This window comes from Gluconobacter oxydans DSM 3504 (assembly GCF_000583855.1).
Taxonomy (GTDB): Bacteria; Pseudomonadota; Alphaproteobacteria; order Acetobacterales; family Acetobacteraceae; genus Gluconobacter; species Gluconobacter oxydans.
Genome location: NZ_CP004373.1, coordinates 1,000,420 through 1,021,454, shown reverse-complemented (window position 1 = coordinate 1,021,454; position 21,035 = coordinate 1,000,420). Strand labels below are relative to the sequence as shown.

Below are 21,035 nucleotides of genomic sequence, written 5' to 3'. Positions count from 1 at the left end.
GATGCGTATCCTGCTGGTCGAGGACGATCCGACTGTCCGTGCTTTCGTGCTCAAGGGCCTGCGGGAGGCCGGGCATGTCGTGGACGAGGCGGATAATGGCAAGGACGGCCTGTTTCTGGCCGTCAGCGAGAATTATGACGTCGTGATCCTGGACCGGATGCTGCCGGGAGGCATCGACGGTCTGCGGATTCTGGAAACCCTGCGCGGGCAGAAGAACGCAACGCCGGTCCTGCTGCTTTCGGCGCTGGCGGATGTGGACGAGCGCGTGGCCGGTCTCAAGGCCGGCGGCGACGACTACATGACCAAGCCCTTCGCCTTTTCCGAACTTCTGGCGCGTGTCGAGGCACTCGGCCGTCGTGGCCGCCCCGAAAGCGCCCCGCAGACGCGGCTTGTGGTTGGCGATCTGGAAATGGATCTGCTGTCCCGCACCGTCAAACGCGGCGGCGAGAAGATCGACCTTCAGCCGCGCGAGTTCCGTCTGCTGGAGTTCCTGATCCGCCATGCCGGACAGGTCGTGACCCGCACCATGCTGCTCGAGCGCGTGTGGGACTATCACTTCGACCCGCAGACCAACGTGATCGACGTGCATGTCTCGCGCCTGCGCCAGAAAGTGGACAAGCCGTTCGACAAGCCCATGATCCACACGATCCGCAACGCCGGCTACATCCTGCGGGCGGACTGAGGCCTGATGTTCCGGCGCAAGGTCCGCCGTCTCGGACTGTTCCTGAAACGGCGCCTGCGCTGGCCCATCCGCTCGGCCGGGCTGAATTTCGCCCTGGCTTACGGCCTCGTCTTCGTGATTTCGGCCGGAGCGTTCCTGTCCTTCATCTGGTGGAACACAACCGGCCAGCTCGACAGTCAGGTCGAGATCGCCGTGCAGGTCGATGCCGCCGACCTGTCCCACCGCTGGGCGCAGGGTGGTCCCACCGCACTTAGCCTCGCCATCCAGGACCGGCTGGACCAGAACGTCGATGACGACGAGCTGTATCTTCTGGTCGGGCCGGACGGACGGAAATATGCCGGAAACCTGCCGGGCTGGCCTGTTGTCATCACCCGGCTGGATACGTTTTACGAACTGGCCATCAAGCGCGACGGTTTCCGCACCAACGCCAAGATGCACGCCTATCCCCTGACGCAGGGTTTCCGGATGATCGTCGGGCGTGACGTCCGCGGGCGACAGCTCGTCCGGCACGTCCTGACTGATACGCTGATCTGGGCGTGGATCATGGTGACATTGCTGGCAGCCGGTGGCGCGTTGGCGATCCGGCGGATCTTCCGGCAGGTCGTGCGCTCCATCGCCCGCACCACGGCAGCCGTAGCACAGGGCGATCTGAGCCAGCGCATCCCGCTGACGGGCAACGAGACGGATCTGGTGGGTCAGACCGTCAACACTATGCTCGAGCGGATCAATCGCCTGATGGATGGCGTCAAACAGGTCTCCAACGCCATCGCCCACGATCTGCGCACGCCGATTGCCCGCGCCCGTGCCCGCCTTGAGGACGCCAACCGTACTGCCACCTCCACCGAGGAGCTTCACGCCGCCATCGACCGCGCGGTCATGGATCTCGACCGGGTCACGTCGATTTTCGAGGCCCTGCTGAGAATCGCGCAACTCGAAGCCGGGGCCAGACGCGCCGCCTTTACGGTGCTGGACATCCGCCCGCTGCTGGAAGGATTGAGCGAACTTTACGAGGCCTCTGTCGAGGATGCGGGCCTACATCTGGATTTCAGGGCAGGGACGGTCCAGCCGGTCAATGGCGATCCGCACCTGCTGCAACAGGCCGTCGCCAATCTGCTGGACAACGCCATCAAGTTCGCGCCCCCCGGAACCACCATCACTCTTTCTGTGGACATGCAGGGCGAGCGTCTGGCCATCACCGTCGCCGATCAGGGGCCGGGCATGAGCGAAGACGATCTGAGCCGTGCTTCGGAGCGCTTTTTCCGTGCCGAAACGGCCCGCAACACACCCGGAGCCGGGCTTGGCCTCTCGCTGGTGCAGGCCGTGATGAGCCTGCATGGCGGTGCGCTGGAACTCAGGGCAGGCGAACTGCAAACCGGGCAGCCCGGCCTGTCGGCGACGCTCCTGCTCCCGGTCGTGCCAGCCGTCTCCCGAAAGGGATGACGGAAGTTTCATCCACGCCCCACTCTGCGCTTAGCTGGAATGGGCTACACAATCCGTGATGCGCTTCTCCCTGCCTTCACCGACCGTTCTTCCGGCCTTCTGTCTGCTCGGCTGTCTGGCCGCGTCGCCGGTCCTGCGTCCGGTGCAGCACCTGCCGGCAGGACATTCGGACGATGCCATCCCGGTGACGTCCGAAAACGCGGAATACTGCGCTCGTCTGCGCAAAAACGTGGATGCCCGGCTGGCCGCTCCTCCTGCTGCCATTCCGCTGGGAATCATGGAAGACGCCCGCCATCTGCGCGCGCAGGGAGACCTTCTCTGCACGCAGGGCCATGTCCGCGCCGGGATCGAACGCCTGCGTCGGGCGTTGGTCCTGCTGAAACACGCTCCGGAACCGCGCTGACGGCATTTCGGACGTCCTCAAGACACCTGTCCTCAGGAGACCTGATGATCCGTTTTTCTCTGCCCCGGCCTGTTCCACTTCTGGCGGCTGCTCTGGCCTTTTCTCCCATCGCCCTGTCCGGAACAGGCGTATTTTCCACCGCACAGGCAGCCGACATGCAGCAGAACACCACCCAGCTCGATTTCAGCGTTATGGGCACTGCCCATGCGGTTCCAACGGAGCTGACGGTCCGTCTTTCCGTCCGCTCTGACAGCCCGTCCGCGGCTGCGGCCCAGAAGGACGTGAACACCCGGATGGCTGCTGCGATGAAGCTGGCGGGCGGTCAGGACGGAATCGTGGCGAAGGCAGGCGGATACTCCATCTACGAAAACACGCCCGAGCATGGCCCCAAGAGCTGGACGGCCCGGCAGGAGCTTGAACTCAGCGGACAGGATTCCGTGCGACTGCTCGGTCTGGCCGGACAGCTTCAGTCACAGTCCCTGATGCTGGAAGGCCTCGACTGGTCGCTCGACGATGCCACCCGCGACCGCCTGCTGCAGGAAGCCCGGACGGAAGCCCTCAAAAAGGTCCGCCCGCAGGCCGAACAGAGCGCACAGACCCTCGGCCTGCGTCTTGCGCGCCTCAAGGAAGTCCGCATTTCCTATCAGGAACCGGGTCCCCGCCCCGTAATGCTCATGGCGGCCCGCATGGCCGATTCCGCCCCGCCGCAGCGTAGCCCGGACGAACAGACCCTTCGTGTAAATGTCTCCGTGCAGGCCGAACTGTCGCCATGACCATCCCCCAGCCGGGATTTTGCGGATCATGGTGACCGTCTGGTTCGATGGCGGATGCCCGCTCTGCCGGCGCGAGATCGCGCTGATGAAACGTCTGGACCGGCGCGGTGCCATCCGCTTCATCAATCTGGAGTCGGCCCAGGGCTGCCCGCTGGACCGCGCCACCCTGCTGGCCCGGTTCCATGCCGAGGAAGACGGGCATCTTTATGAAGGTGCCGCTGCCTTCGCCGCCATGTGGCGTGCCATTCCCCTGTTGCGCCCTGTGGGTCTTGCGGCCCGCAATCCGGTCGTTCTGGCCGTTCTGCAATGGGGATACGGCAAATTCCTGCGCATCCGCCCGTTTCTGCAGCGCCTGACCCGCAGACTGGAAGGCTGAACCGCACAGCCGGACAGGAAAACGGAGGATTTTAAGGGTTTCTTAGGAGGCGTCCGCTAGGACGGAAAAAAAAGGAGCCTTCATGCCCAACTCTTTCCGTTTGCTGGCGCAGGACATTCTCGCTCTTGGTGAGGCAGGTGACATCCCGTCTGCGCTCGAAAAGCTGCATGAAGGCATCCAGACCCTCCCTCAGGATCCCCATTCCACGTTTCTGGCAGGATGTCTTTATGAACGCTTCCGGGACTGGCCGCAGGCGCGCAGCTTCTATCTCAAGAGCCTGCACATGAACGTACATGCCCCAAGAATCTGGCATCGTCTGGGCATCGTCTGTCTGGAAGCCGGCGATCTGGACGGTGCGGAGAGGGCGCTGAAAGTCGCGATCCAGCAGAAGCCGTCCGAGGCCCCCTATTACATCGATCTCAGTCTGGTTCAGGCCCGCAGGGGTCTGTTTGACGACGCGCTTGAGAACGCCGTAACCGGCGACGCGCTTTTCCCCGACCATGTCCCGGCCATCAACAATATTGCTCACGCCCTGCAATGCCTTGGTCGAAGCGAAGAGTCCCTGCCGTATTATGACAGGGCCATCGCGCTTGCCCCCGAAAACGGCGTCTGTCGTTTCGGGCGCGCTGTCAGCCTCCTGAAAACCGGCAATTTTGACGCCGGATGGCGGGAATATGAATGGCGCTGGCGCTGCTGCCAGACCCCGCGCACAGACCTCACCGTCCCGCAGTGGGAAGGGGAAGACCTGAGCGGCAAGACCATCCTGGTCCATCACGAACAGGGCTATGGCGACACACTCCAGTTCATCCGCTTCGTGCCCCTCCTCAAGGCGCGCGGAGCCACGGTCGTGGTGCAGGTTCCCATCCCGCTGGTCAGGCTTCTGGAGCGGGTGGAAGGGATCGATCAGATCGTCTCGGTGCTCGACCCCTCGCTGCATCTGGATCTGCACTGTCCGATGGTTGGCCTGCCATTCCGTCTGAAGATGACGCCGTCCACAGCGCCCGGCTGTCCGTACCTGTCCGTTCTCGTCGAAGAGCAGGTCAGGGAAGGGGGCGCGCTTCGTCAGAGCCTGACAGAAGACACGGAGCGGCCCGATCTGATTGTGGGGCTCGTCTGGAACGGCGATCCACGGTCGCATGATCCTGTTGCCACACAGGTTGATCGCCGGCGGAGCGTGCCTCTGGAGAAACTCGCGCCCCTGATGGAAGTGGACGGCATCTGTTTCGTCAGTTTTCAGTTGGGCATGCCCAAAAACCAGATTGCCGAAACGGGCCTGCCCGTGACCGACGTGACGGACGGGATCATCGATTTCGCCGATACGGCAGCCCGGCTTTACGGCGTGGATCTGCTGATCAGTGTGGACACGTCCATAGTCCATCTGGCGGGTGGACTCGGTCTGCCGGTCTGGATGATCTCACGCAGCGATGCCTGCTGGCGCTGGGGCGAAACCGCCGCCACGACGCCCTGGTATCCGAGCATGCGGATTTTCCGCCAGCCCCGCTCGGGAGACTGGGAAACCCCGGTCGCCGAGATCGCAGGAATGCTGCGGCAGTTCGTCGCGCTCTATCGGACGAATCTCGAAGCCGAGGCCGCCTGACTGACAGGCCATAAAAAAACCGGCCGATCCCGAAAGGGCGGCCGGTTTTTTTTATGTGCGGGCTGAAAGCGCCCCTTAGCGGGGTGCGATCACCATCAGCATCTGGCGGTTTTCAAGACGGGGCATCTGCTCCACCTTCGCCTTTTCCTCGACTTCCTGGCGGATACGCTCAAGCATCTTGATGCCGAGCTCCTGATGGGCCATTTCACGGCCCTTGAAGCGCAGGGAAATCTTGACCTTGTCGCCCTCGTCAAGAAAGCTGTGAATGGCCTTGAGCTTCGTCTGGAAGTCATGCTCGCCCGTACCGGGACGAACCTTCACTTCTTTGATCTCAATGACCTTCTGCTTCTTGCGGGCTTCGTTCTTCTTCTTCTGCTGCTCATACTTGAACTTGCCGTAGTCGAGAATCTTCACGACAGGAGGAACAGCGGTCGGGCTGATTTCCAGAAGGTCGAGACCCACCGAAAAAGCGCGCATCAGGGCATCCCGGGTCGTCATAACGCCCTGCATTTCGCCTTCTTCGTCAATCAGACGAACCTGCGGAACACGGATTTCCTCGTTGACGCGCGGTCCTTCACGGGTGGGCGCGGCCTGCATCGGCGGTCTAGCTATGGTCAGCTCCTGTCATCAGTTTCTCTCGGGTCCGGTCAGCAGCATCCGCCTTCACGAAGAAAGGCGGGATACGGCCATTTCCGATCCCGTTCCTTCTGCACATAGTCCTGCCTTACGCCCGGTGCAAGGGGATTACGTTCAATCCTTTGCAAAGCGCGCGATGTCGGGGGCCTGAGCCTCTTTCGCCAGCGCTGCAACGGCGTCATCGAGGGACAGGATCTCCTGTGCCGCGCCGCCCAGACGCCGCATGGCGACCTTGCGCTCCTCGGCTTCGCGGCGACCCACGACCAGGATGACCGGAACGCGTGCAAGGCTGTGTTCGCGGATCTTTGCGTTGATCTTGTCGCTGCGGGTGTCGGTCTCGACCTGGAGTCCCGCGGCCTTGAGCGTTGCCGCGACTTCGTTGGCGTAGTCGGCGGCGTCGGAGACGATGGATGCCACGACAACCTGCGTCGGTGCCAGCCAGAGCGGGAACTTGCCGGCATACTGCTCGATCAGGATGCCGATGAAGCGCTCGAAACTGCCGAGAATCGCGCGATGCAGCATGACCGGACGATGACGGTTGCTGTCCTCGCCGATGTAAGACGCATCCAGACGCTCCGGCAGGACATAGTCCACCTGAAGCGTGCCGCACTGCCAGTCACGGCCGATGGCATCGGTCAGCACGAATTCCAGCTTCGGACCGTAGAAGGCCCCTTCGCCCGGATTGTACTCGTACTCGACGCCCGCGATCTCACAGGCTTTCTTGAGCGAGCCTTCCGCACGGTCCCACACCTCGTCCGAACCCGCACGCGTTTCCGGACGGTCCGAGAACTTCACGCGGAAGCTGTCGAATCCAAGATCGGAATAGACTTCCGCCAGCATCTTCACGAACTTCGCGGTCTCGTCCGCAATCTGGTCGTCCGTGCAGAAGATATGGGCATCGTCCTGCGTGAAGCCACGCACGCGCATGATGCCATGCAGCGCGCCCGACGGCTCGTAACGGTGACACGCGCCGAATTCCGCCATCCGCAGCGGCAGCTCACGATAGGAGCGCAGGCCGTGGCGGAAGATCTGCACGTGGCAAGGGCAGTTCATCGGCTTGAGGGCAAGCGTCTTGTCCTCGTCCTCGACGGTCGCGATGAACATGTTCTCGCGATACTTGTCCCAGTGGCCCGATGCTTCCCAGAGCGCACGGTCCACGAGCTGCGGAGTGCGCACTTCCTCGTAGCCGTTCCGCTCCTGCGCACGGCGCATGTAGTCCTGCAGGACCGTGTACAGGCGCCAGCCCTTGCGGTGCCAGAAGATCTGGCCGACGGCTTCTTCCTGGATGTGGAAGAGGTCCATCTCGCGGCCGATGCGGCGATGGTCGCGCTTCTCGGCTTCCTCAAGGCGCAGGAGATGGGCATCCAGCTCCTTCTTGTCGCGCCAGGCGGTGCCGTAGATGCGGGTCAGCATGGGGTTGCGGTGGTCGCCGCGCCAGTAGGCCCCGGCCACGCGCATCAGCTTGAATGCCGTGCCGACATCGCCCGTGGTGCGCAGATGCGGGCCACGGCACAGATCGAGCCACTCGCCCTGACGGTAGATCGAGATCTGCTCGTCTTCGGGCAGGTCCTGGATCAGCTGCGCCTTGAAGTCCTCGCCCTTTTCTTCAAAGAAACGGATGGCGTCGTCACGGTCCCAGACCTCGCGGACGAACGGCGTATTGGCCGCTACGATCTCGCGCATCTTGGCTTCAATGGCCGGAAAATCTTCCGGGGTGAACGGCTTCTCACGGGAGAAATCGTAATAGAAGCCGTCCTTGATGCTCGGCCCGATCGTGACCTGCGTTTCAGGCCACAGGGACTGCACGGCCTCGGCCAGAACATGCGCCGCGTCATGGCGGATCATTTCCAGCGCGTCCTCATCCTTGCGGGTGATGAACTTTACGGACGCATCGCTGCTGATTTCGGTGCCGATATCGACGGGCTTGCCGTCCACTTCCATCGCCATGGCGGCCTTGGCGAGGCCCGGCCCGATGGAAGCGGCGATCGTCGTGCCCGTCACCGTCCCGTCGAATGTGCGGACGCTTCCGTCGGGGAGTGTGATGGCGGGCATGGAGATCGCTCCTGTGCGAGTGGGGACGGCAGATCGCTCTGCCGAAAAACGAACCGGTAAATGGCCTTAATCCCCGCCGCGCTGCAACCCCCAGACGGACAGACAGTCCGTTTTCAGGTCGCTTTGTCCATCTGAAGCACAAGCGGCGGGACATTGCGGGGATCGGACTGCCGGCCTTCATCCCATCCGCAGGTGAGATAATGGATGAGCGGCCAGATTCCGTAATAGGCATCCCTCGCCACATCCGGGTTGTTCCGGGCGTAGAAAACCGGATCGAACACCCGATATTCGTGCTGCTGCCCGTCCTCCCGGGCCCGATGCGCCACAAAGCCGGAGGGGATGTTGAGGGGCGGATGCGGAATGGTATCGCCCGTTCCAAGCAGGATATCCGGATCAATCCCCAGTTCCCGCAGGCGCTGTGCGATCACGGGAGCATAAATGTTCGGAACAGGCCGATACCCGGCGGCAAAATCTTCGGAGCCGGTTTCGAAATAGAAGTGAAGATGCGTCCCGTCCTGAGGGTGCTCCAGCGTCTCGCCGGTTTCCGAAGCAGCCAGTTTCTGCCGCGCGAAACGGCGGATTTCTTCATAGTCCGGGCGATTGTGCAGATGGAGATGCACGAACGGCGTGCGGACGTAACGCTCGGGATAGATGCTCTGCGGGTTGTGAAACCCGCGGTCCAGACTGACGATCGTGTGCGCCCGGAACAGTCCGCGCCGCACGATCTGCGGCAGATAGTAATCCGGAGCCTCCGGCACGTTCAGCAGAAGCCGGTCCGTAATGAACGTGGCGTTTTCCTGCACCAGATAATCGAACTGCCGCCGGATGACCTCCGGATCAAGCGAAAGCTGGTCCAGAAAGACCGTCAGGAACTCGTCGCAATCCAGTGGTACGGCAAAATCGCAGGCATTCTCTGCGTCCCACTGCCGGATGATCCCGGCAATGACGTCCCCTTTGTGTAGGAAATCGCCGGGAGACGCATGATCCCGGACGATCCGGACCCCTTTGCCTTCATACCGCGTCTGGATGTCCAGAACCGCAGGATCGGTCGAGCCGTTGTCGATGACGGTCAGGTTTGAAAAACCGAAGATCGCCGCGTGCCACAGAATCCAGGGCTCCAGCAGCGTCGCCTCGTTCTTCTGCATCACAACGCAGCGGACCCGGGTCATCGGGAGAGCATCGCCTCCATGCAGGTCTCGACCCGGGAAGCGGGCAGCATCGCCAGATCAGGCACTACGATCAGATCCGTCCGGCCTGACGTGGGGGTGAGGGGCGCTGTCAGGCGCGGGTCGCTGTCATGGCCGAAGAGCGTGATGCAGGGCGTGTCCATCGCGGCAGCCAGATGCATCGGTCCGGTGTCGTTCCCGATCACGATCTCCGCCCGGTCCAGTACGCCGGCCAGTTCCAGCAGCGTGGTCCGGCCCGTCAGATCAAGAGCAGTGGGGCAGAGACGCAGAATGTCCTGAGCCAGCGGAGCCTCGGCCTGTGTTCCCACAATGACCGGGCGGATGCCTTTGGCCACGAGGGTCTTGGCGATCTCGGCAAAGCGCGATGTAGGCCAGCGTTTCTGTGGGCGGTGGAACGCCGCACCCGGTACCAGAACGGCGTAGGGCGCGGCGATGTCAGGCCCATGCCCCTGAAGCCAGCGCGGAACACTGCGGGGCAGGGGCGTGACGCCGGCGTCATGAAGCTGGTCGTCCAGACGGGCCAGCGTATGCATGTCGTTGCGCGACGGATTGCCGTGCGGATGGCAGCACCCGTCGGAAATGCCGGACCAGTTTGCGGGTTGTCCGGCGAGGCGGAAATAGGTTTTCGAACGCCCCGAGGTCTGAAGATCGAAGACCCGGTCGTAGCCGCGGAGTTTTCTGGAAAGGCGCCACAGCCCCGGAAGGTTGCCCATCGACGGACGGTCATCCGTCAGGATTTCGTCGAACCACGGCGCAGCACGGGCCAGATCCACGAAGGGCGCAGTGGTTAGGAGGGTCAGTGTGGCGTGGGGAAAAGCGGCCCGGATGGACGCGAAAGCTCCGAATGCCTGAACGAAATCGCCCAGGGCGCCGAGCTTTATGACAAGAATGCGACTCATGAGCCGACTTTAGCAGGGTGTTGCGGAACGCCAACCATTCACGGTTGCCGTTCCGCAAAGAAATCCCGGACGTGGGATTTCGGTCCTTCGCCCCTCTGCTTCGGGGAGAAGGGATCAGACCGTCTTGTCGACGCCCTGGGGTGCGGCCTGCACCCCACCCTTGGCCACAACGACCATGGCCGGCTTCAGCAGACGGCCCTTGAGCAGCCATGCCGGCGTCCAGGACTGCATGACATGGCCCGACGGATGCTGGTCGGACGGCTGTTCTGCCATAGCCTGGTGCAGGTTGGCGTCGAACGGCTTGCCGGTCGGGTCTTCGCAGGTGATGCCGTGGCGTTCGAGAATGTTGATGAAGGACCGCTCGGTGCCTTCGATTCCCTCACGCAGCTTGGTGATGAGGACGTCCTCGCCTTCGGTCTTCGCGGGCAGGGAGGCCAGGCCGCGCTGAAGGTTCTCGGCAGCCTCGACCACGTCACGGGCGAATTTCTGGATGGCGTACTGGCGCGCATCCTCGATGTCGCGCTTGGCGCGGGCGCGGATGTTCTGGCTTTCGGCTTCGGAACGGACCCAGCGGTCCTTGAGTTCCGCAACCTGTGCTTCAAGAGCCTCGATCCGGGCTTCGGGAGTCGTCTCTTCCAGCGTTTCACCGCCGGTTTCGTTCATGCCCGGCGTTTCGTGGCCGGAGGTCTCGACGCCCTGTTCAGGCACGTCGTGGGCCGTTTCCGGCGAGGCGTTGTGGTCTGTCATGTCACGACCTTCTGCTATGGGACGGGCCATCATGCGGCCCCGTTCTTCTTCAGGAGATAACGCTGATTGTCTCAAAGACAAGGGTTGCGCTGTCGCATAGCGACGCATCATGTCACTGAAAAGCCTATTTTCCGCCATCATGGATCATGGGTTATAGGTAAAAGGCCGCAACAGTTCTTAGCAGACGGACCCCTCATGGAGACGCCCCGAACCCCCTACGCGCCGCCCGCTTCTGCCTCGCAGACGCCGACCGGAGCCTCCGCCGCGCCGATCATCGCGCTGGTGGACGATGACCGGAACATTCTCGCCTCCGTCCAGATGACGCTCGAAGCCGAAGGATTTACCGTCCACACCTATACCGATGGCGAAAGCGCGCTGCAGGGCATCACCTCGCGCCCCGTCAGCCTCGCGGTTCTGGATGTGAAGATGCCGCGCATGGACGGCATGGAACTGCTCCAGCGCCTGCGCGCGCGCTCGAATCTGCCGGTGATTTTCCTGACGTCCAAGGACGAGGAACTGGACCAGCTCATGGGCCTGCGCCTGGGGGCTGACGACTACATCACCAAGCCGTTCTCCCAGCGCCTGCTGATCGAACGCATTCGCGCCCTGCTGCGCCGTCAGGATGCCAGCCGGGCCGAGGCCACGGGTGTTGCCGCCGTCGGGTCCGCCATCGTGCGCGGCCAGCTCTCTTTGGACGAGACGCGCCACCAGTGCCTGTGGGGCGGCCAGGACATTGCGCTGACCGTCACGGAATTCCTGCTGGTCAAGGCGCTTGCCCTGCGTCCGGGCATGGTGAAGTCCCGCGATCAGCTCATCGACGCCGCCTATGGCGACAACATCTATGTCGATGACCGCACGATCGACAGCCATATCAAGCGCGTCCGCAAGAAGTTCCGTCAGGTGGACGATGAGTTCAACCAGATCGAGACGCTCTACGGCATCGGCTACCGTTACCGGGACGAGTAAGCACGCGTGGATGATGACTCCGCCTCCTTCCCGACAGGTCACGCGCTCGACGTCGACCGGCTCGAACAGGGCCGCGACCGGCGCCGTGCCGAATCGGCCCGTGCGGGGCTGGGCGAGTCCCTGCGGAGTGTCGGCGCAAAGATCCTGAGGCGTCTGCGCCCCCGCCGGGCCTCGGAGATCTCCCTGTCGCGCCGGCGTCTGGCTTCGCCGCTTCTGGTGCGGATCCTGCTGCTCAATGCCCTGCCGCTTGCGCTTCTGGCCGTCACGCTGCTGTTTCTGGACCAGTTCCAGAACGGCCTGCTGGAAACCGACGTCAACGCCCTGCGCGAACAGGCCCATATCTATGCCGGAGCTCTCGGCCAGTCCGCCGTCCGGGTCAGCGCCCATGCGCCCGGTCATCCGGCGCCCGGCGGCAATCTGGAGCTGGACGTCGCGCAGGCCCGCCCCCTGTTGGCCCGTCTGACCGAACCGAGCCCCAACGCCCATGCCCTGTTGTTTGATCCGGATGGCAAGCTTGTCGTGGACAGTCGCACGGCCTCGCGTGGCAAACAGGATCATGCTGCTCCCGACCCTGTCGATGGAGGATCGTGGCAGCCGCCCCGGAACAATATTCTCGAAAGTTTCTACGACTGGCTGCTGTCGCTCCTGCCGCTGACCTCCAGCGAGGAAGTGACGCTCGACACCAATGACACCGCCATGGACGGCCCGCATGATGCCCAGCCGTTCCACTCCCAGGCGGAACTGCCGCCCTTCATCCGGCGCACCAAGGACCATCAGCTTGTCGTGACGGTCGTGGAGCCTGTCGTGCGCGATGGTGTGACGGTTGGCGAAATCCAGCTGACCCGTCACGCGCCGGAAGTGGACCGCACGCTGTTTGCCGTCCGCTCCTCGATCCTGTCGCTGGTGCTGGCGGCGCTGGTCGTGACGGTCCTGCTGTCCTGGTATCTGTCGCTCACGATCGCCCGGCCGCTGCTGACGCTGGCGCGTGCGTCCAACGACATGCGCGAGACGGATGGCCGCAAGGACCTCGTGCCCGAGCGGCTTCTGGCGCGGCGTGATGAAATCGGCGTTCTGGCCCGCTCGCTCCGGGGCAGTGCGCTGGCGCTCTGGGCACGAATGGACGACATCGAACGCTTCGCTGCCGATGTCAGCCACGAAATCAAAAATCCGCTCTCTTCCATCCGTTCAGCGATCGAGACCCTGCCGCGCATCCAGATCGCCGAACGGCGCGAGAGACTGCTCGGCATCATCAACAGCGACGTCAAACGGCTGGACCGGCTGATCACGGATATTTCTGATGCCAGCCGCATCGACGCGGAATTGTCCCGCGTGCGCCCCGAACCCGTTTCGGTCGTGGCCCTTCTGTCCATTCTGGCGGAAATGCATCAGACGACGCGCCGGGAAAACGATCCCGTGCTCCGGCTTGATGTCCGCGATCAGGACCCGCCGCTGAAGGCGCTGGCCGTGGAGGACCGTCTGGTGCAGGTCCTGCGCAATCTGATCGGCAACGCGGTGTCGTTCTCGCCGCCAAAGGGCATCATCGCCCTGCATGCCAGCGCGCGCGACATTGCCGGGGAAGGGCCCGGGACCGGTAGCGTGGTTGAAATCACCATCACCGATCAGGGCCCTGGCATTCCGCCCGGAAAGCTCGACAGCATTTTCGACCGTTTCTATTCAGAGCGGCCCCAGACCGAAAACTTCGGCCAGCATTCCGGACTCGGCCTCGCGATCAGTCGGCAGATCATTCACGCCCTGCGCGGCAGTCTGTTCGCCGAGAACCGGATGGATGCGTCCGGTGCGATCCGCGGCGCCTGCTTCGTGGTGCGGCTGCCCCGCGCGCCCTGAGGCTGGCAGTCCGGCCGAGGCCTGAACGGTGATGGCCGGTCCTGCGGACAGTCCGTCGATCACGCCCGGCACGAGAGTCGCCGCAAAAGGCAGAGCCAGGACCAGCAGCGGGAGGAGATGTCGGGCCATGACCGTTACTTCCTGGCGGACAGGGCGAGGAAGACATGTCCGTTCCTGCGGCTGGCCCGCTGTTGGTCGCGCAGGTCATACAGACTGGTCCGGGCATCGGAGAGGGCATCCTGTTCGCAGTCGGTCACGTCGGTTGCGAGCAGCCAGTCCTCTTCCTGAAGCTGGTGGCAGACGGCATGGGAGGCTTGGGTGACCTGCTGCGTCGCCGTTTCCCAGCCCTTCCGGGACGTGAGATCCAGCGAGGACAGATCAACTGTCATGCTGACCCTGCCCGTGCTGGCGGGCGTGGTGCTGGCCGGAGTGGTCTCAGCGGATGTCGGGATAGCCCGAGCGGCCTGAAGCGGCAGGATGACGCTGGCAGACAGGGCGCAGATCAGAAGGGAAGAAAAGCGGATCATGGCATGAAGCTCCTGAAGAGGAATCCGACGCTCGTGGCGTCTGGAAATCTTCAATGCAGGAAGCGTGCCAGTTTCTGTTTTCTGCGCCTTAAATCCGTTCGGAAAAACTGCCTAAAGCCCTAAAACCGTAAAAACGGTCTGTTGCGCCATAAAATGGCGTATTTTGCTGTTATTTATCCGGTGTGGCGGTCAGGCTGAGGGCGATGCGCTGCTCGGGCAGGGGGAAACGCTGCACGATCCGCAGGGTCAGCGCGGGTTTTGCTGCCGCCAGGGCCTCGTTCAGGGCGGCCTGACACTGGGCGAAGGTCTGGCCTTCGCGAATCATGGCGGCGACGTGCCGGGTATGGCCCAGGGTCAGGCCATGATCGGCCAGAGCTTCGGAAATGGCGGAAAGTGCGGCCTGACATTCATCCGACAGCCGGCCGGGACGGTCCCCGTCCGGACCGAAGCCACTGAAATCGGTGCAGGTGACTTCGTCTCCATGTACGGTGACGGTCTGGTGAGGGAAGGATGCGCCCATGGGTTCGTGGTCCTGCTCCATGTCAGGGATCCGTCATGCCCCTGTCCGACCCAAGGTCTTAGTCCGCTCCCGTGGAGGTCGCAATCCATCATGTCCGTCCTGTCATTTCTGCCTGAAGGCTCAGTTCATGCCTGCTGCGTGGCGTGGAACGGAGACGGCGTGCTGATTTCCGGTCCCCCCGGCTCGGGGAAATCCGAGCTGGCCCTGCGGCTGATGGATGCGGGTTTCGATCTCGTGGCGGATGACCGGGTCCTGCTGGACGGCGCCGTGGCGTCTGCCCCTGAGCGCCTTGCGGGGCTGATCGAGGTCCGGGGGGTTGGAATCCTGAGGACATCTTTTGTCACAAACGCGACGGTGCGTCTTCGGGTCTGTCTGGGCGAGGGGCAGCCCCGTCTGCCGGAGCCCTGCCGGGACCCGTGGACGGGAGCGGTCATGCTGCGTCTGGAGCCCGGTTTTCCGGGAACGGTGGCGCGGATCAGGGCGGCCCTGAAGGCCTGCTGCGGCACCTATGAATGGGTCGCCGGAGCAGGCGAAAATGTTGCGGAAACGTGAAGGTGCGAAATAGTTCCGCACAAAGGGAAAAACGGCTAGAGTGTGGCGCATGGCATCGGCGAACCATCCCGAGTCTGGCTCCATATCCGGATATGATCATGGTTCCCGCCGGATCCTGATCGTGACGGGTCTGTCCGGGGCGGGAAAATCATCCATATTGCGGGTTCTGGAAGATCTGGGTCATGAGGTCGTGGACAACCCACCCCTGAACCTGATCCAGGCGCTCGCCTCACGGGCCGGGCAGAATCTGGCCATCGGGATCGACGTCCGCAGTCGCGGGTTCGAGGCCTCCCGCGTGCTGGAAGAGCTCGAACGCCTCCGACTTCTGCCGGACTGCTCGGTCCAGCTCCTTTACGCCACTGCCGAACCCGAAATCCTTCTGCGTCGCTTCACCGCCACGCGCCGCCGCCATCCACTGGTCACCAGCGGCACCATTCTTCCCGGAATCGAACAGGAAACCGCCCTTCTGGCCCCGCTGCGGGCCAATGCAGATCTCGTCATCGACACCTCCGACCTGCCATCGCCGGAACTGCGCCAGCTGATCGAGACGCGCTTTGGCAGCACGGGCGGGGAAGGGCTGACGGTTGCACTGATGTCCTTTGCCTATCCGTCCGGTCTGCCCCGCGAGGCGGACATGGTTTTTGATGCACGCTTCCTGCGCAATCCCCATTATGATCCCGCCCTCCAGCCCATGACCGGGCTGGACGAGGCGGTAGTGCAGTATGTGAAGTCGGACCCGGCCTATCCCGCATTTTTCGGCCATATCCAGAGCCTTCTGGAGCTTGTGCTTCCCCGCTTCGTCGCGGAGGGCAAGAAATACGCGACCATTGCCATCGGGTGCAGTGGCGGCCGCCACCGCTCGGTGACGATCGTTGAAGAACTGGCCCGTATTCTCCCGAAAACCGTACCGGTCGGACCGATGATGGTCCTGCACCGTGAACTCGCCCGCAAGGGTCTGGCGTCCTGGCGCTGGGCCGTTCCACCCCAGGATCCCTCACAGGACACAACGGTATGATCGGACTGATGCTGGTAACGCATGGGCGTCTTGGGGATGTCCTGCTGGAAACGCTGGTGCATGTCGTGGGACCCCAGACGCAGGTCGGCGTGGTGGGCGTGGCGGATGATGACGATCCCGCCATGCTCCGCCCGGCGGCCGAACGTCTGCTCCAGCGCCTCGATACCGGGGACGGAGTGCTTCTGCTGACGGATATTTTCGGCAGCTCGCCGTCCAATCTGGCGCTCTCGCTGCGGGAGCCGGGGCATGTCGAGGTCGTGTCGGGCGTGAATGTGCCCATGCTGGTCAAGCTGGCAAAAACGCGGCGGGATCTGGACCTTGCAGGCTGCGTGGAAAAGGCCACAATGGCCGGGCGGAAGTATATCGCCGTGGCGTCACAGCTTCCCGACCCCTGTCTCCATGGCGGGCCGCGTGCCTGTACGCTGCCGGTTCATTGAATTGAGTTCACTGAATGAGCGACACGACCCTTTCTCCTGGTACAGTTGCCCCCCGCACCGTCACCATCGTCAATCATCTGGGCCTTCATGCCCGTCCCGCCGCCAAGATCGTCACCACAGCCGAGCGTTTTGACGCCGAGACCACGATCGCCCATGGCACCAATGTCGTCTCCGCCCTGTCGATCATGGGGCTGATGATGCTGGGCGCGGGAGAAGGGCAGGACGTCACGCTGCGTGCCCACGGCCCGCAGGCCGCCGAAGCGCTCGATGCACTGGCAGCCCTGATCGCGGACGGGTTTGGTGAGCGTGACTGAAGCCTCAGGGCGACCGACCCGCAGCCGTTCCGCCCGCTCCTCCCGCCGCAGCCCGCGTTCCGGCGTTTTCCTTCAGGGCAAGGCCATCACGCCGGGTATGGGGCTTGGCCCTGCCGGGCGTGTCGAGGAACTTCCCCTTCCCGACATTACCGAGCGCTACAGCGCCATCGGGCCGGAAGCCGAGGGCGTCCGGTTGGACGAGGCGATCGCCCGCGCACTTCACCAGATCGAAAAGATGCGGGACCGGCTGGTCGGGCTGCCGGAAGAGGGCCGCGAGGAAATTGCCTCCCTGCTGATGGTCTATGAGCGGATGCTCGGCCCGTCGCGGCTGCTACGTCAGGTTCGCAGCCGTATCGCCGATGAGGGACTGTGCGCCGAGGCCGCCGTCTCGGAAGTCACGCGGGAACTGGCGTTGCAGGTCTCGCGCATGGCCGAGGCCGTGGCGCGCGAGAACAACACGCAGGAAGCCGATGCCAATCTGCGTCTGGCGGGTGAGTTCGAGGAAATCGGCCGCCGCCTTGTGCGGAACCTGACCGGCATTTCCTATCGCGCGTTTTCCAGCCTGCCGCCTGGCTCCGTTCTGGTGGCCGAGCAGCTCCGTCCGGCCGATGTCGCCATGATCGATCCGGCCCGGATTGCGGCCGTGGTGACGCAGGGCGGTGGTGGGGCCGATCACACGGCCATCCTGCTGCGCGCACTCGACATTCCCGCCATCCTCGCCGTGCCGAACCTCATGGCGCAGGTGCAGGAAGGCGAGATGGTGGTCGTGGACGGGCATCTCGGCACCGTCACGCTTTCCCCCAACGAGACCGAACTGCGTCTGGCGGCGGAATCCGCACAGCGTGAAGTCAAGGAAAAGCGGGCTTTCGGGCGTCTCAAGCGCCTGCCTGCCCAGCTTCAGAGTGGCGAGGACATCGAGCTTTCCGCCAATCTGGAGCTTCCGGCGGAACTGCCGATGCTGATGCGCAATGGCGCCAAGGGCATCGGCCTGCTGCGCAGCGAATTCCTGTTCGGCGAACGCGAGGACCTGCCGGACGAAGACGGCCAGACCGAGGCCTATCGCGCCATCGTCCAGGCCATGGACGGGCGTCCCGTGACGATCCGCGTGCTGGACTGGGGCGGCGAGAAGGGCCGGGCCTGCATGCGACGGCTGGGTCTGGCGGAGCAGGTTGCGGATGGCGACAATCCCGCGCTGGGTCTGCGGGGTGTGCGGCTTCTGCTCCGTGTGCCGGAGGTGCTGGAAACGCAGTTCGCGGCTATTCTGCGGGCCGCCGAGCCTGCCGAGGGCGTGCCCCCCGGCCGGGTGCGGATCCTGCTGCCGATGGTCACGTCGTCGGACGAAATCGTGGACGCCCGCGAGATTTACGACCGCGTGGTGCGCCGCCTCAAGCGCAAGGGACATACGCTCCCCGATCCGTTGCCCCCGCTGGGGATCATGGTCGAGACTCCGGCCGCGGCCCTCACGGTGGACACGCTGGCCCGACACGCCGATTTCATGGCGCTCGGCACCAATGACCTGACGATGTACACGCTTGCCGTGGACCGTGCGGATTCCATGGTGGCGGACCGCTACAGCCCGCTCCATCCCGGTGTGCTGAGGCTGATTGAGGCGGCTGCGGATTCGGCGCTGCGGGCGCGTCGTCCGATCTCGGTCTGTGGCGAGATGGCGTCCGATCCCCGGGTGGTGGCGCTGCTGATCGGCCTGGGTCTGCGCTCCTTTTCCATGAATTCCGCCTCCCTGCCGCGCGTGAAACGCCTGATCCGCACCCTCACGCTCGAAGACTGCGACCAGCTGCGCCGGCAGGTCATGCTGGAAACCGACCCGGTCGTGATCCGCGATCTGGTGCGGCAGTTCGCGACCTGAGAGCTGTTTGTGGCGGGGTCTCTCGGCAAAGCGTGACGGGAATGCCATATTGACCCTCATGCCGGATTCTTCTGCCATCGCTGACACGCTCATCTTTTCGCCCGAGGTCACGGAACGCCTCGACCGCACGGCCGAATGGTGCCAGCGCAACGGACAACGCCTGACGGAAACCCGCCGTCTCGTGCTGGGTCTGATCCTGTCGAGCGAAAAGCCCTCCGGCGCCTATGACCTTCTGGCCAGGCTGCGCCCCGCCCATCCGAAAGCCGCGCCGCCCACGGTTTACCGCGCGCTGGAGTTCCTGCTGGAGAACAGCCTGATCCACCGTCTGGAGCGGCTGAGCGCCTTTGTCGGCTGTTCGCACGCTGTGGAATGTCCACATGGCTGCAATCACCATGACGAAGGCGGGATGCACCGCGCGCAGTTCCTGATCTGCCGCGGCTGTGACCGGGCCTGGGAACTGGAACAGGACGCCATTGCGCCGGTCCTGACCCGCGCGGCGCAAAGCATGGGATTCCGTGCCGAAGCCGCCACCGTTGAAATCGAGGGCCTGTGCGCGGCCTGCCAGAAAGCCGGCGTTACACCGGTGCGGTGTCCCAAAACCGCAGCGGGCTGAGACATCATGGGCCGCCGTTCCCCGCCCCCGGCGTCCCTGTTTGAAAAGCTGCCGAAGTCTCGCCGCCCCCGGTCTTCCAGTGCGTCCCTCCGCGTTCCCGCGCCTGTGACGGAGCAGCCGGACCTTCTGGACTGGAGCCCACCGCTCACGCATCTGGCCGCTGCGGATATTGAGGCCTCTTTTCTCGACCCCGCCGGTTTCCGTCCCCCTGCGGGAGAGGCGTTCGTGTATCACCTGACGGATGCCGGAACCGCCCGGAGCTTCGTGCGGGATGGCCTGCCGCTGACGGACGGCCTCATGTTCCGCACGGCCGTCAATCTGGCGGAAGACCTCGCGGATGTTTCTGCCGCAGGCGAGATGGGGGTGGTGCGGGTGCGTCGCCGCCTGATCCAGCCCTGGCTGACGGAGGATCGCCAGGACGGCCGTCCGTGCTATGTGCTCGGACCACAAACGTCATGACAGACACCATGAGAGGCAGGGAGAGGAATTCATTATGGCAGCACAGTCGGGCCTTCTGGCCGAGGTCACGCGCGGTGGACGTGTGGAATCCCACCATCTGGGCCGGGCCGTCGTCGTGGATGCCGATGGTGGCGTGGTGTGGTCCTGCGGTGACGTGGATGCCGCTGTCTTCCCGCGCTCGACCGTCAAATCCCTGCTGGCCATCGAACTGGTGGAAAGTGGCGCGGCCGATCGTCTGGGCCTGAGCAATGATGCGCTGGCTCTGGCCTGCGCCTCGCATGGCGGCGAAAAGGCCCATGCCGAAATGGCTGCCACGATGCTGGCTTCCGTGGGGCGGGATGTCGGGTCCCTGGAATGCGGAACGCACTGGCCGACCTATGAACCTGCGGGCCGCGCTCTGGCCGCCGCGCATCAGAACGCCTGCCCGCTGCACAATAACTGCTCCGGCAAACATGCGGGCATGGTGTGCCTGTCCTGCGATCAGGGTGTCGATCCGACCGGCTATATCGATCCGTCCCACGAGATCCAGCGTCGCGTGACGGATGTGCTCGCCGCAATGATGGATACGCCGCATGACGACAGCAATCGTGGCATGGACGGCTGCTCCATGCCGACCTATGCCGTTCCGCTGAAAGCGCTGGCGAAAGGTTTCGCAAGATTTGGCGCGGGAACCGGACTGTCTGAAGGGCGTTTCCGTGCGGCTACACGACTTCGTGAGGCCGTGGCGGCCAATCCGTTCATGGTGGCCGGGACGGGACGCTACGACACGAAGATCATGGATCGCTTCGGCACAAGGGCTTTCGTGAAGATGGGCGCGGAAGGCGTGATGATCGCCTCCCTGCCGGAGCTGGGCCTCGGTCTGGCGATCAAGACCGATGACGGCGCCAACCGTGCCGCAGAGGTCGCAATGTCCGCCCTGCTGCGTCGCTTCGGCGGGGAAACCCTGTGTGCGGACGTAGCAGACCGCGACATTCTGGACACGACATCCGTTCAGACGCTGCGGAACTGGAACGGCTTCACGGTCGGCGAAATCCGCAGTGCCCTGCCGCTGTAAACGGTTTTGTGTTACAGATTACGGATATGACATCCCGGCAACAGGGGGGTGTCACTTTATGACTGAGTGAAAGGAAC

At 63.8% G+C, this 21,035-nt stretch carries 23 protein-coding genes; 16 read left to right on the top strand and 7 right to left on the bottom strand.

What is annotated here, in order from left to right; all coding sequences use genetic code 11:
- Position 1: 1 nt before the first annotated feature.
- The 6 genes from GLS_RS04595 to GLS_RS04570 all read left to right on the top strand — a co-directional run bounded on the left by GLS_RS04595 (position 2) and on the right by GLS_RS04570 (position 5,271).
- Positions 2-682, top strand: coding sequence for a winged helix-turn-helix domain-containing protein (locus tag GLS_RS04595; protein WP_011252400.1), 681 nt, complete (start codon positions 2-4; stop codon positions 680-682).
- Positions 683-688: 6 nt separating this feature from the next.
- Positions 689-2,122: a HAMP domain-containing sensor histidine kinase gene (locus GLS_RS04590; protein ID WP_041111395.1), complete on the top strand. Its 1,434-nt coding sequence runs from the start codon at positions 689-691 to the stop codon at positions 2,120-2,122.
- A 58-nt stretch (positions 2,123-2,180) separates the two neighbouring features.
- Complete coding sequence (locus GLS_RS04585; protein ID WP_011252398.1) at positions 2,181-2,525, top strand: hypothetical protein; 345 nt, start codon at positions 2,181-2,183, stop codon at positions 2,523-2,525.
- Between the two features lie 44 nt (positions 2,526-2,569).
- Positions 2,570-3,298, top strand: a complete 729-nt coding sequence (locus tag GLS_RS04580; protein ID WP_052327465.1) for an SIMPL domain-containing protein — start codon at positions 2,570-2,572, stop codon at positions 3,296-3,298.
- Between the two features lie 28 nt (positions 3,299-3,326).
- The gene (locus tag GLS_RS04575; protein WP_041111394.1) at positions 3,327-3,674 is read left to right on the top strand and encodes a thiol-disulfide oxidoreductase DCC family protein; all 348 of its coding nucleotides are present in this window, start codon (positions 3,327-3,329) and stop codon (positions 3,672-3,674) included.
- 82 nt (positions 3,675-3,756) lie between these two features.
- Positions 3,757-5,271: a tetratricopeptide repeat protein gene (locus GLS_RS04570; RefSeq protein WP_052327464.1), complete on the top strand. Its 1,515-nt coding sequence runs from the start codon at positions 3,757-3,759 to the stop codon at positions 5,269-5,271.
- 75 nt (positions 5,272-5,346) lie between these two features.
- On the opposite strand, the gene infC is transcribed toward GLS_RS04570, so the two are convergent.
- From infC to GLS_RS04545, 5 genes are all read right to left on the bottom strand, one after another.
- Positions 5,347-5,868 carry a translation initiation factor IF-3 gene (gene infC, locus GLS_RS04565; protein WP_011252394.1) on the bottom strand — a complete coding sequence of 174 codons (522 nt, stop codon included), beginning with the start codon at positions 5,866-5,868 and terminating at the stop codon, positions 5,347-5,349.
- Positions 5,869-6,021: 153 nt separating this feature from the next.
- The gene (thrS, locus tag GLS_RS04560; protein WP_041111393.1) at positions 6,022-7,959 is read right to left on the bottom strand and encodes a threonine--tRNA ligase; all 1,938 of its coding nucleotides are present in this window, start codon (positions 7,957-7,959) and stop codon (positions 6,022-6,024) included.
- Positions 7,960-8,072: 113 nt separating this feature from the next.
- Positions 8,073-9,128, bottom strand: coding sequence for a glycosyltransferase family 2 protein (locus GLS_RS04555; RefSeq protein ID WP_041111392.1), 1,056 nt, complete (start codon positions 9,126-9,128; stop codon positions 8,073-8,075).
- Positions 9,125-10,045 (bottom strand): glycosyltransferase family 9 protein, encoded by a 921-nt coding sequence (locus tag GLS_RS04550; RefSeq protein ID WP_041111391.1) that lies wholly within the window; start codon positions 10,043-10,045, stop codon positions 9,125-9,127. Before GLS_RS04550 ends, GLS_RS04555 begins: the two co-directional genes overlap by 4 nt.
- Before the next feature lie 114 nt (positions 10,046-10,159).
- A complete protein-coding gene (locus GLS_RS04545) occupies positions 10,160-10,825 on the bottom strand; it encodes a nucleotide exchange factor GrpE (protein WP_193363847.1) in 666 nt (221 codons plus the stop codon).
- A gap of 162 nt (positions 10,826-10,987) precedes the next feature.
- Here GLS_RS04545 and GLS_RS04540 point away from each other — a divergent pair, with 162 nt between their 5' ends.
- Positions 10,988-11,758: a response regulator transcription factor gene (locus tag GLS_RS04540; protein WP_011252389.1), complete on the top strand. Its 771-nt coding sequence runs from the start codon at positions 10,988-10,990 to the stop codon at positions 11,756-11,758.
- 141 nt (positions 11,759-11,899) lie between these two features.
- A complete protein-coding gene (locus GLS_RS04535) occupies positions 11,900-13,603 on the top strand; it encodes a stimulus-sensing domain-containing protein (protein ID WP_049750767.1) in 1,704 nt (567 codons plus the stop codon).
- A 134-nt stretch (positions 13,604-13,737) separates the two neighbouring features.
- On the opposite strand, the gene GLS_RS04530 is transcribed toward GLS_RS04535, so the two are convergent.
- Together GLS_RS04530 and GLS_RS04525 are read right to left on the bottom strand one after the other, a co-directional pair.
- Positions 13,738-14,130 (bottom strand): UrcA family protein, encoded by a 393-nt coding sequence (locus GLS_RS04530; RefSeq protein WP_148295890.1) that lies wholly within the window; start codon positions 14,128-14,130, stop codon positions 13,738-13,740.
- A gap of 169 nt (positions 14,131-14,299) precedes the next feature.
- Positions 14,300-14,671 carry an endoribonuclease L-PSP gene (locus tag GLS_RS04525; protein WP_226986637.1) on the bottom strand — a complete coding sequence of 124 codons (372 nt, stop codon included), beginning with the start codon at positions 14,669-14,671 and terminating at the stop codon, positions 14,300-14,302.
- 69 nt (positions 14,672-14,740) lie between these two features.
- On the opposite strand from GLS_RS04525, the gene GLS_RS04520 reads away from it, so the two are divergent.
- From GLS_RS04520 to GLS_RS04485, 8 genes are read left to right on the top strand one after another with little or no spacing between them, the layout of a single operon-like run.
- Complete coding sequence (locus tag GLS_RS04520; protein WP_024716674.1) at positions 14,741-15,202, top strand: HPr kinase/phosphorylase; 462 nt, start codon at positions 14,741-14,743, stop codon at positions 15,200-15,202.
- Between the two features lie 49 nt (positions 15,203-15,251).
- The gene (rapZ, locus tag GLS_RS04515) at positions 15,252-16,217 is read left to right on the top strand and encodes an RNase adapter RapZ (RefSeq protein WP_041111387.1); all 966 of its coding nucleotides are present in this window, start codon (positions 15,252-15,254) and stop codon (positions 16,215-16,217) included.
- Positions 16,214-16,654, top strand: coding sequence for a PTS sugar transporter subunit IIA (locus GLS_RS04510; protein ID WP_024716673.1), 441 nt, complete (start codon positions 16,214-16,216; stop codon positions 16,652-16,654). Before rapZ ends, GLS_RS04510 begins: the two co-directional genes overlap by 4 nt.
- A 14-nt stretch (positions 16,655-16,668) precedes the next feature.
- Positions 16,669-16,968: an HPr family phosphocarrier protein gene (locus tag GLS_RS04505; RefSeq protein WP_011252383.1), complete on the top strand. Its 300-nt coding sequence runs from the start codon at positions 16,669-16,671 to the stop codon at positions 16,966-16,968.
- On the top strand, positions 16,961-18,832 hold the full coding sequence (gene ptsP, locus GLS_RS04500) for a phosphoenolpyruvate--protein phosphotransferase (RefSeq protein ID WP_041112658.1): 1,872 nt from the start codon (positions 16,961-16,963) through the stop codon (positions 18,830-18,832). The genes GLS_RS04505 and ptsP overlap by 8 nt, the downstream gene beginning before the upstream one ends.
- Positions 18,833-18,890: 58 nt before the next feature.
- Positions 18,891-19,445 (top strand): Fur family transcriptional regulator, encoded by a 555-nt coding sequence (locus tag GLS_RS04495; protein WP_041111386.1) that lies wholly within the window; start codon positions 18,891-18,893, stop codon positions 19,443-19,445.
- A gap of 6 nt (positions 19,446-19,451) precedes the next feature.
- Positions 19,452-19,904 (top strand): hypothetical protein, encoded by a 453-nt coding sequence (locus tag GLS_RS04490; protein WP_041111385.1) that lies wholly within the window; start codon positions 19,452-19,454, stop codon positions 19,902-19,904.
- 34 nt (positions 19,905-19,938) lie between these two features.
- Positions 19,939-20,958, top strand: a complete 1,020-nt coding sequence (locus tag GLS_RS04485) for an asparaginase (RefSeq protein WP_011252379.1) — start codon at positions 19,939-19,941, stop codon at positions 20,956-20,958.
- Positions 20,959-21,035: the final 77 nt, after the last annotated feature.

Bases quoted from the DNA above. Each gene is read 5' to 3' on its own strand.
- GLS_RS04595 (WP_011252400.1), top strand. From the start codon at position 2: ATGCGTATCCTGCTGGTCGAGGACGATCCGACTGTCCGTGCTTTCGTG.
- GLS_RS04590 (WP_041111395.1), top strand. From the start codon at position 689: ATGTTCCGGCGCAAGGTCCGCCGTCTCGGACTGTTCCTGAAACGGCGC.
- GLS_RS04585 (WP_011252398.1), top strand. From the start codon at position 2,181: ATGCGCTTCTCCCTGCCTTCACCGACCGTTCTTCCGGCCTTCTGTCTG.
- GLS_RS04580 (WP_052327465.1), top strand. From the start codon at position 2,570: ATGATCCGTTTTTCTCTGCCCCGGCCTGTTCCACTTCTGGCGGCTGCT.
- GLS_RS04575 (WP_041111394.1), top strand. From the start codon at position 3,327: ATGGTGACCGTCTGGTTCGATGGCGGATGCCCGCTCTGCCGGCGCGAG.
- GLS_RS04570 (WP_052327464.1), top strand. From the start codon at position 3,757: ATGCCCAACTCTTTCCGTTTGCTGGCGCAGGACATTCTCGCTCTTGGT.
- infC (WP_011252394.1), bottom strand. From the start codon at position 5,868: ATGCAGGCCGCGCCCACCCGTGAAGGACCGCGCGTCAACGAGGAAATC.
- thrS (WP_041111393.1), bottom strand. From the start codon at position 7,959: ATGCCCGCCATCACACTCCCCGACGGAAGCGTCCGCACATTCGACGGG.
- GLS_RS04555 (WP_041111392.1), bottom strand. From the start codon at position 9,128: ATGACCCGGGTCCGCTGCGTTGTGATGCAGAAGAACGAGGCGACGCTG.
- GLS_RS04550 (WP_041111391.1), bottom strand. From the start codon at position 10,045: ATGAGTCGCATTCTTGTCATAAAGCTCGGCGCCCTGGGCGATTTCGTT.
- GLS_RS04545 (WP_193363847.1), bottom strand. From the start codon at position 10,825: ATGATGGCCCGTCCCATAGCAGAAGGTCGTGACATGACAGACCACAAC.
- GLS_RS04540 (WP_011252389.1), top strand. From the start codon at position 10,988: ATGGAGACGCCCCGAACCCCCTACGCGCCGCCCGCTTCTGCCTCGCAG.
- GLS_RS04530 (WP_148295890.1), bottom strand. From the start codon at position 14,130: ATGATCCGCTTTTCTTCCCTTCTGATCTGCGCCCTGTCTGCCAGCGTC.
- GLS_RS04525 (WP_226986637.1), bottom strand. From the start codon at position 14,671: ATGGAGCAGGACCACGAACCCATGGGCGCATCCTTCCCTCACCAGACC.
- GLS_RS04520 (WP_024716674.1), top strand. From the start codon at position 14,741: ATGTCCGTCCTGTCATTTCTGCCTGAAGGCTCAGTTCATGCCTGCTGC.
- rapZ (WP_041111387.1), top strand. From the start codon at position 15,252: ATGGCATCGGCGAACCATCCCGAGTCTGGCTCCATATCCGGATATGAT.
- GLS_RS04510 (WP_024716673.1), top strand. From the start codon at position 16,214: ATGATCGGACTGATGCTGGTAACGCATGGGCGTCTTGGGGATGTCCTG.
- GLS_RS04505 (WP_011252383.1), top strand. From the start codon at position 16,669: ATGAGCGACACGACCCTTTCTCCTGGTACAGTTGCCCCCCGCACCGTC.
- GLS_RS04495 (WP_041111386.1), top strand. From the start codon at position 18,891: ATGCCGGATTCTTCTGCCATCGCTGACACGCTCATCTTTTCGCCCGAG.
- GLS_RS04490 (WP_041111385.1), top strand. From the start codon at position 19,452: ATGGGCCGCCGTTCCCCGCCCCCGGCGTCCCTGTTTGAAAAGCTGCCG.
- GLS_RS04485 (WP_011252379.1), top strand. From the start codon at position 19,939: ATGGCAGCACAGTCGGGCCTTCTGGCCGAGGTCACGCGCGGTGGACGT.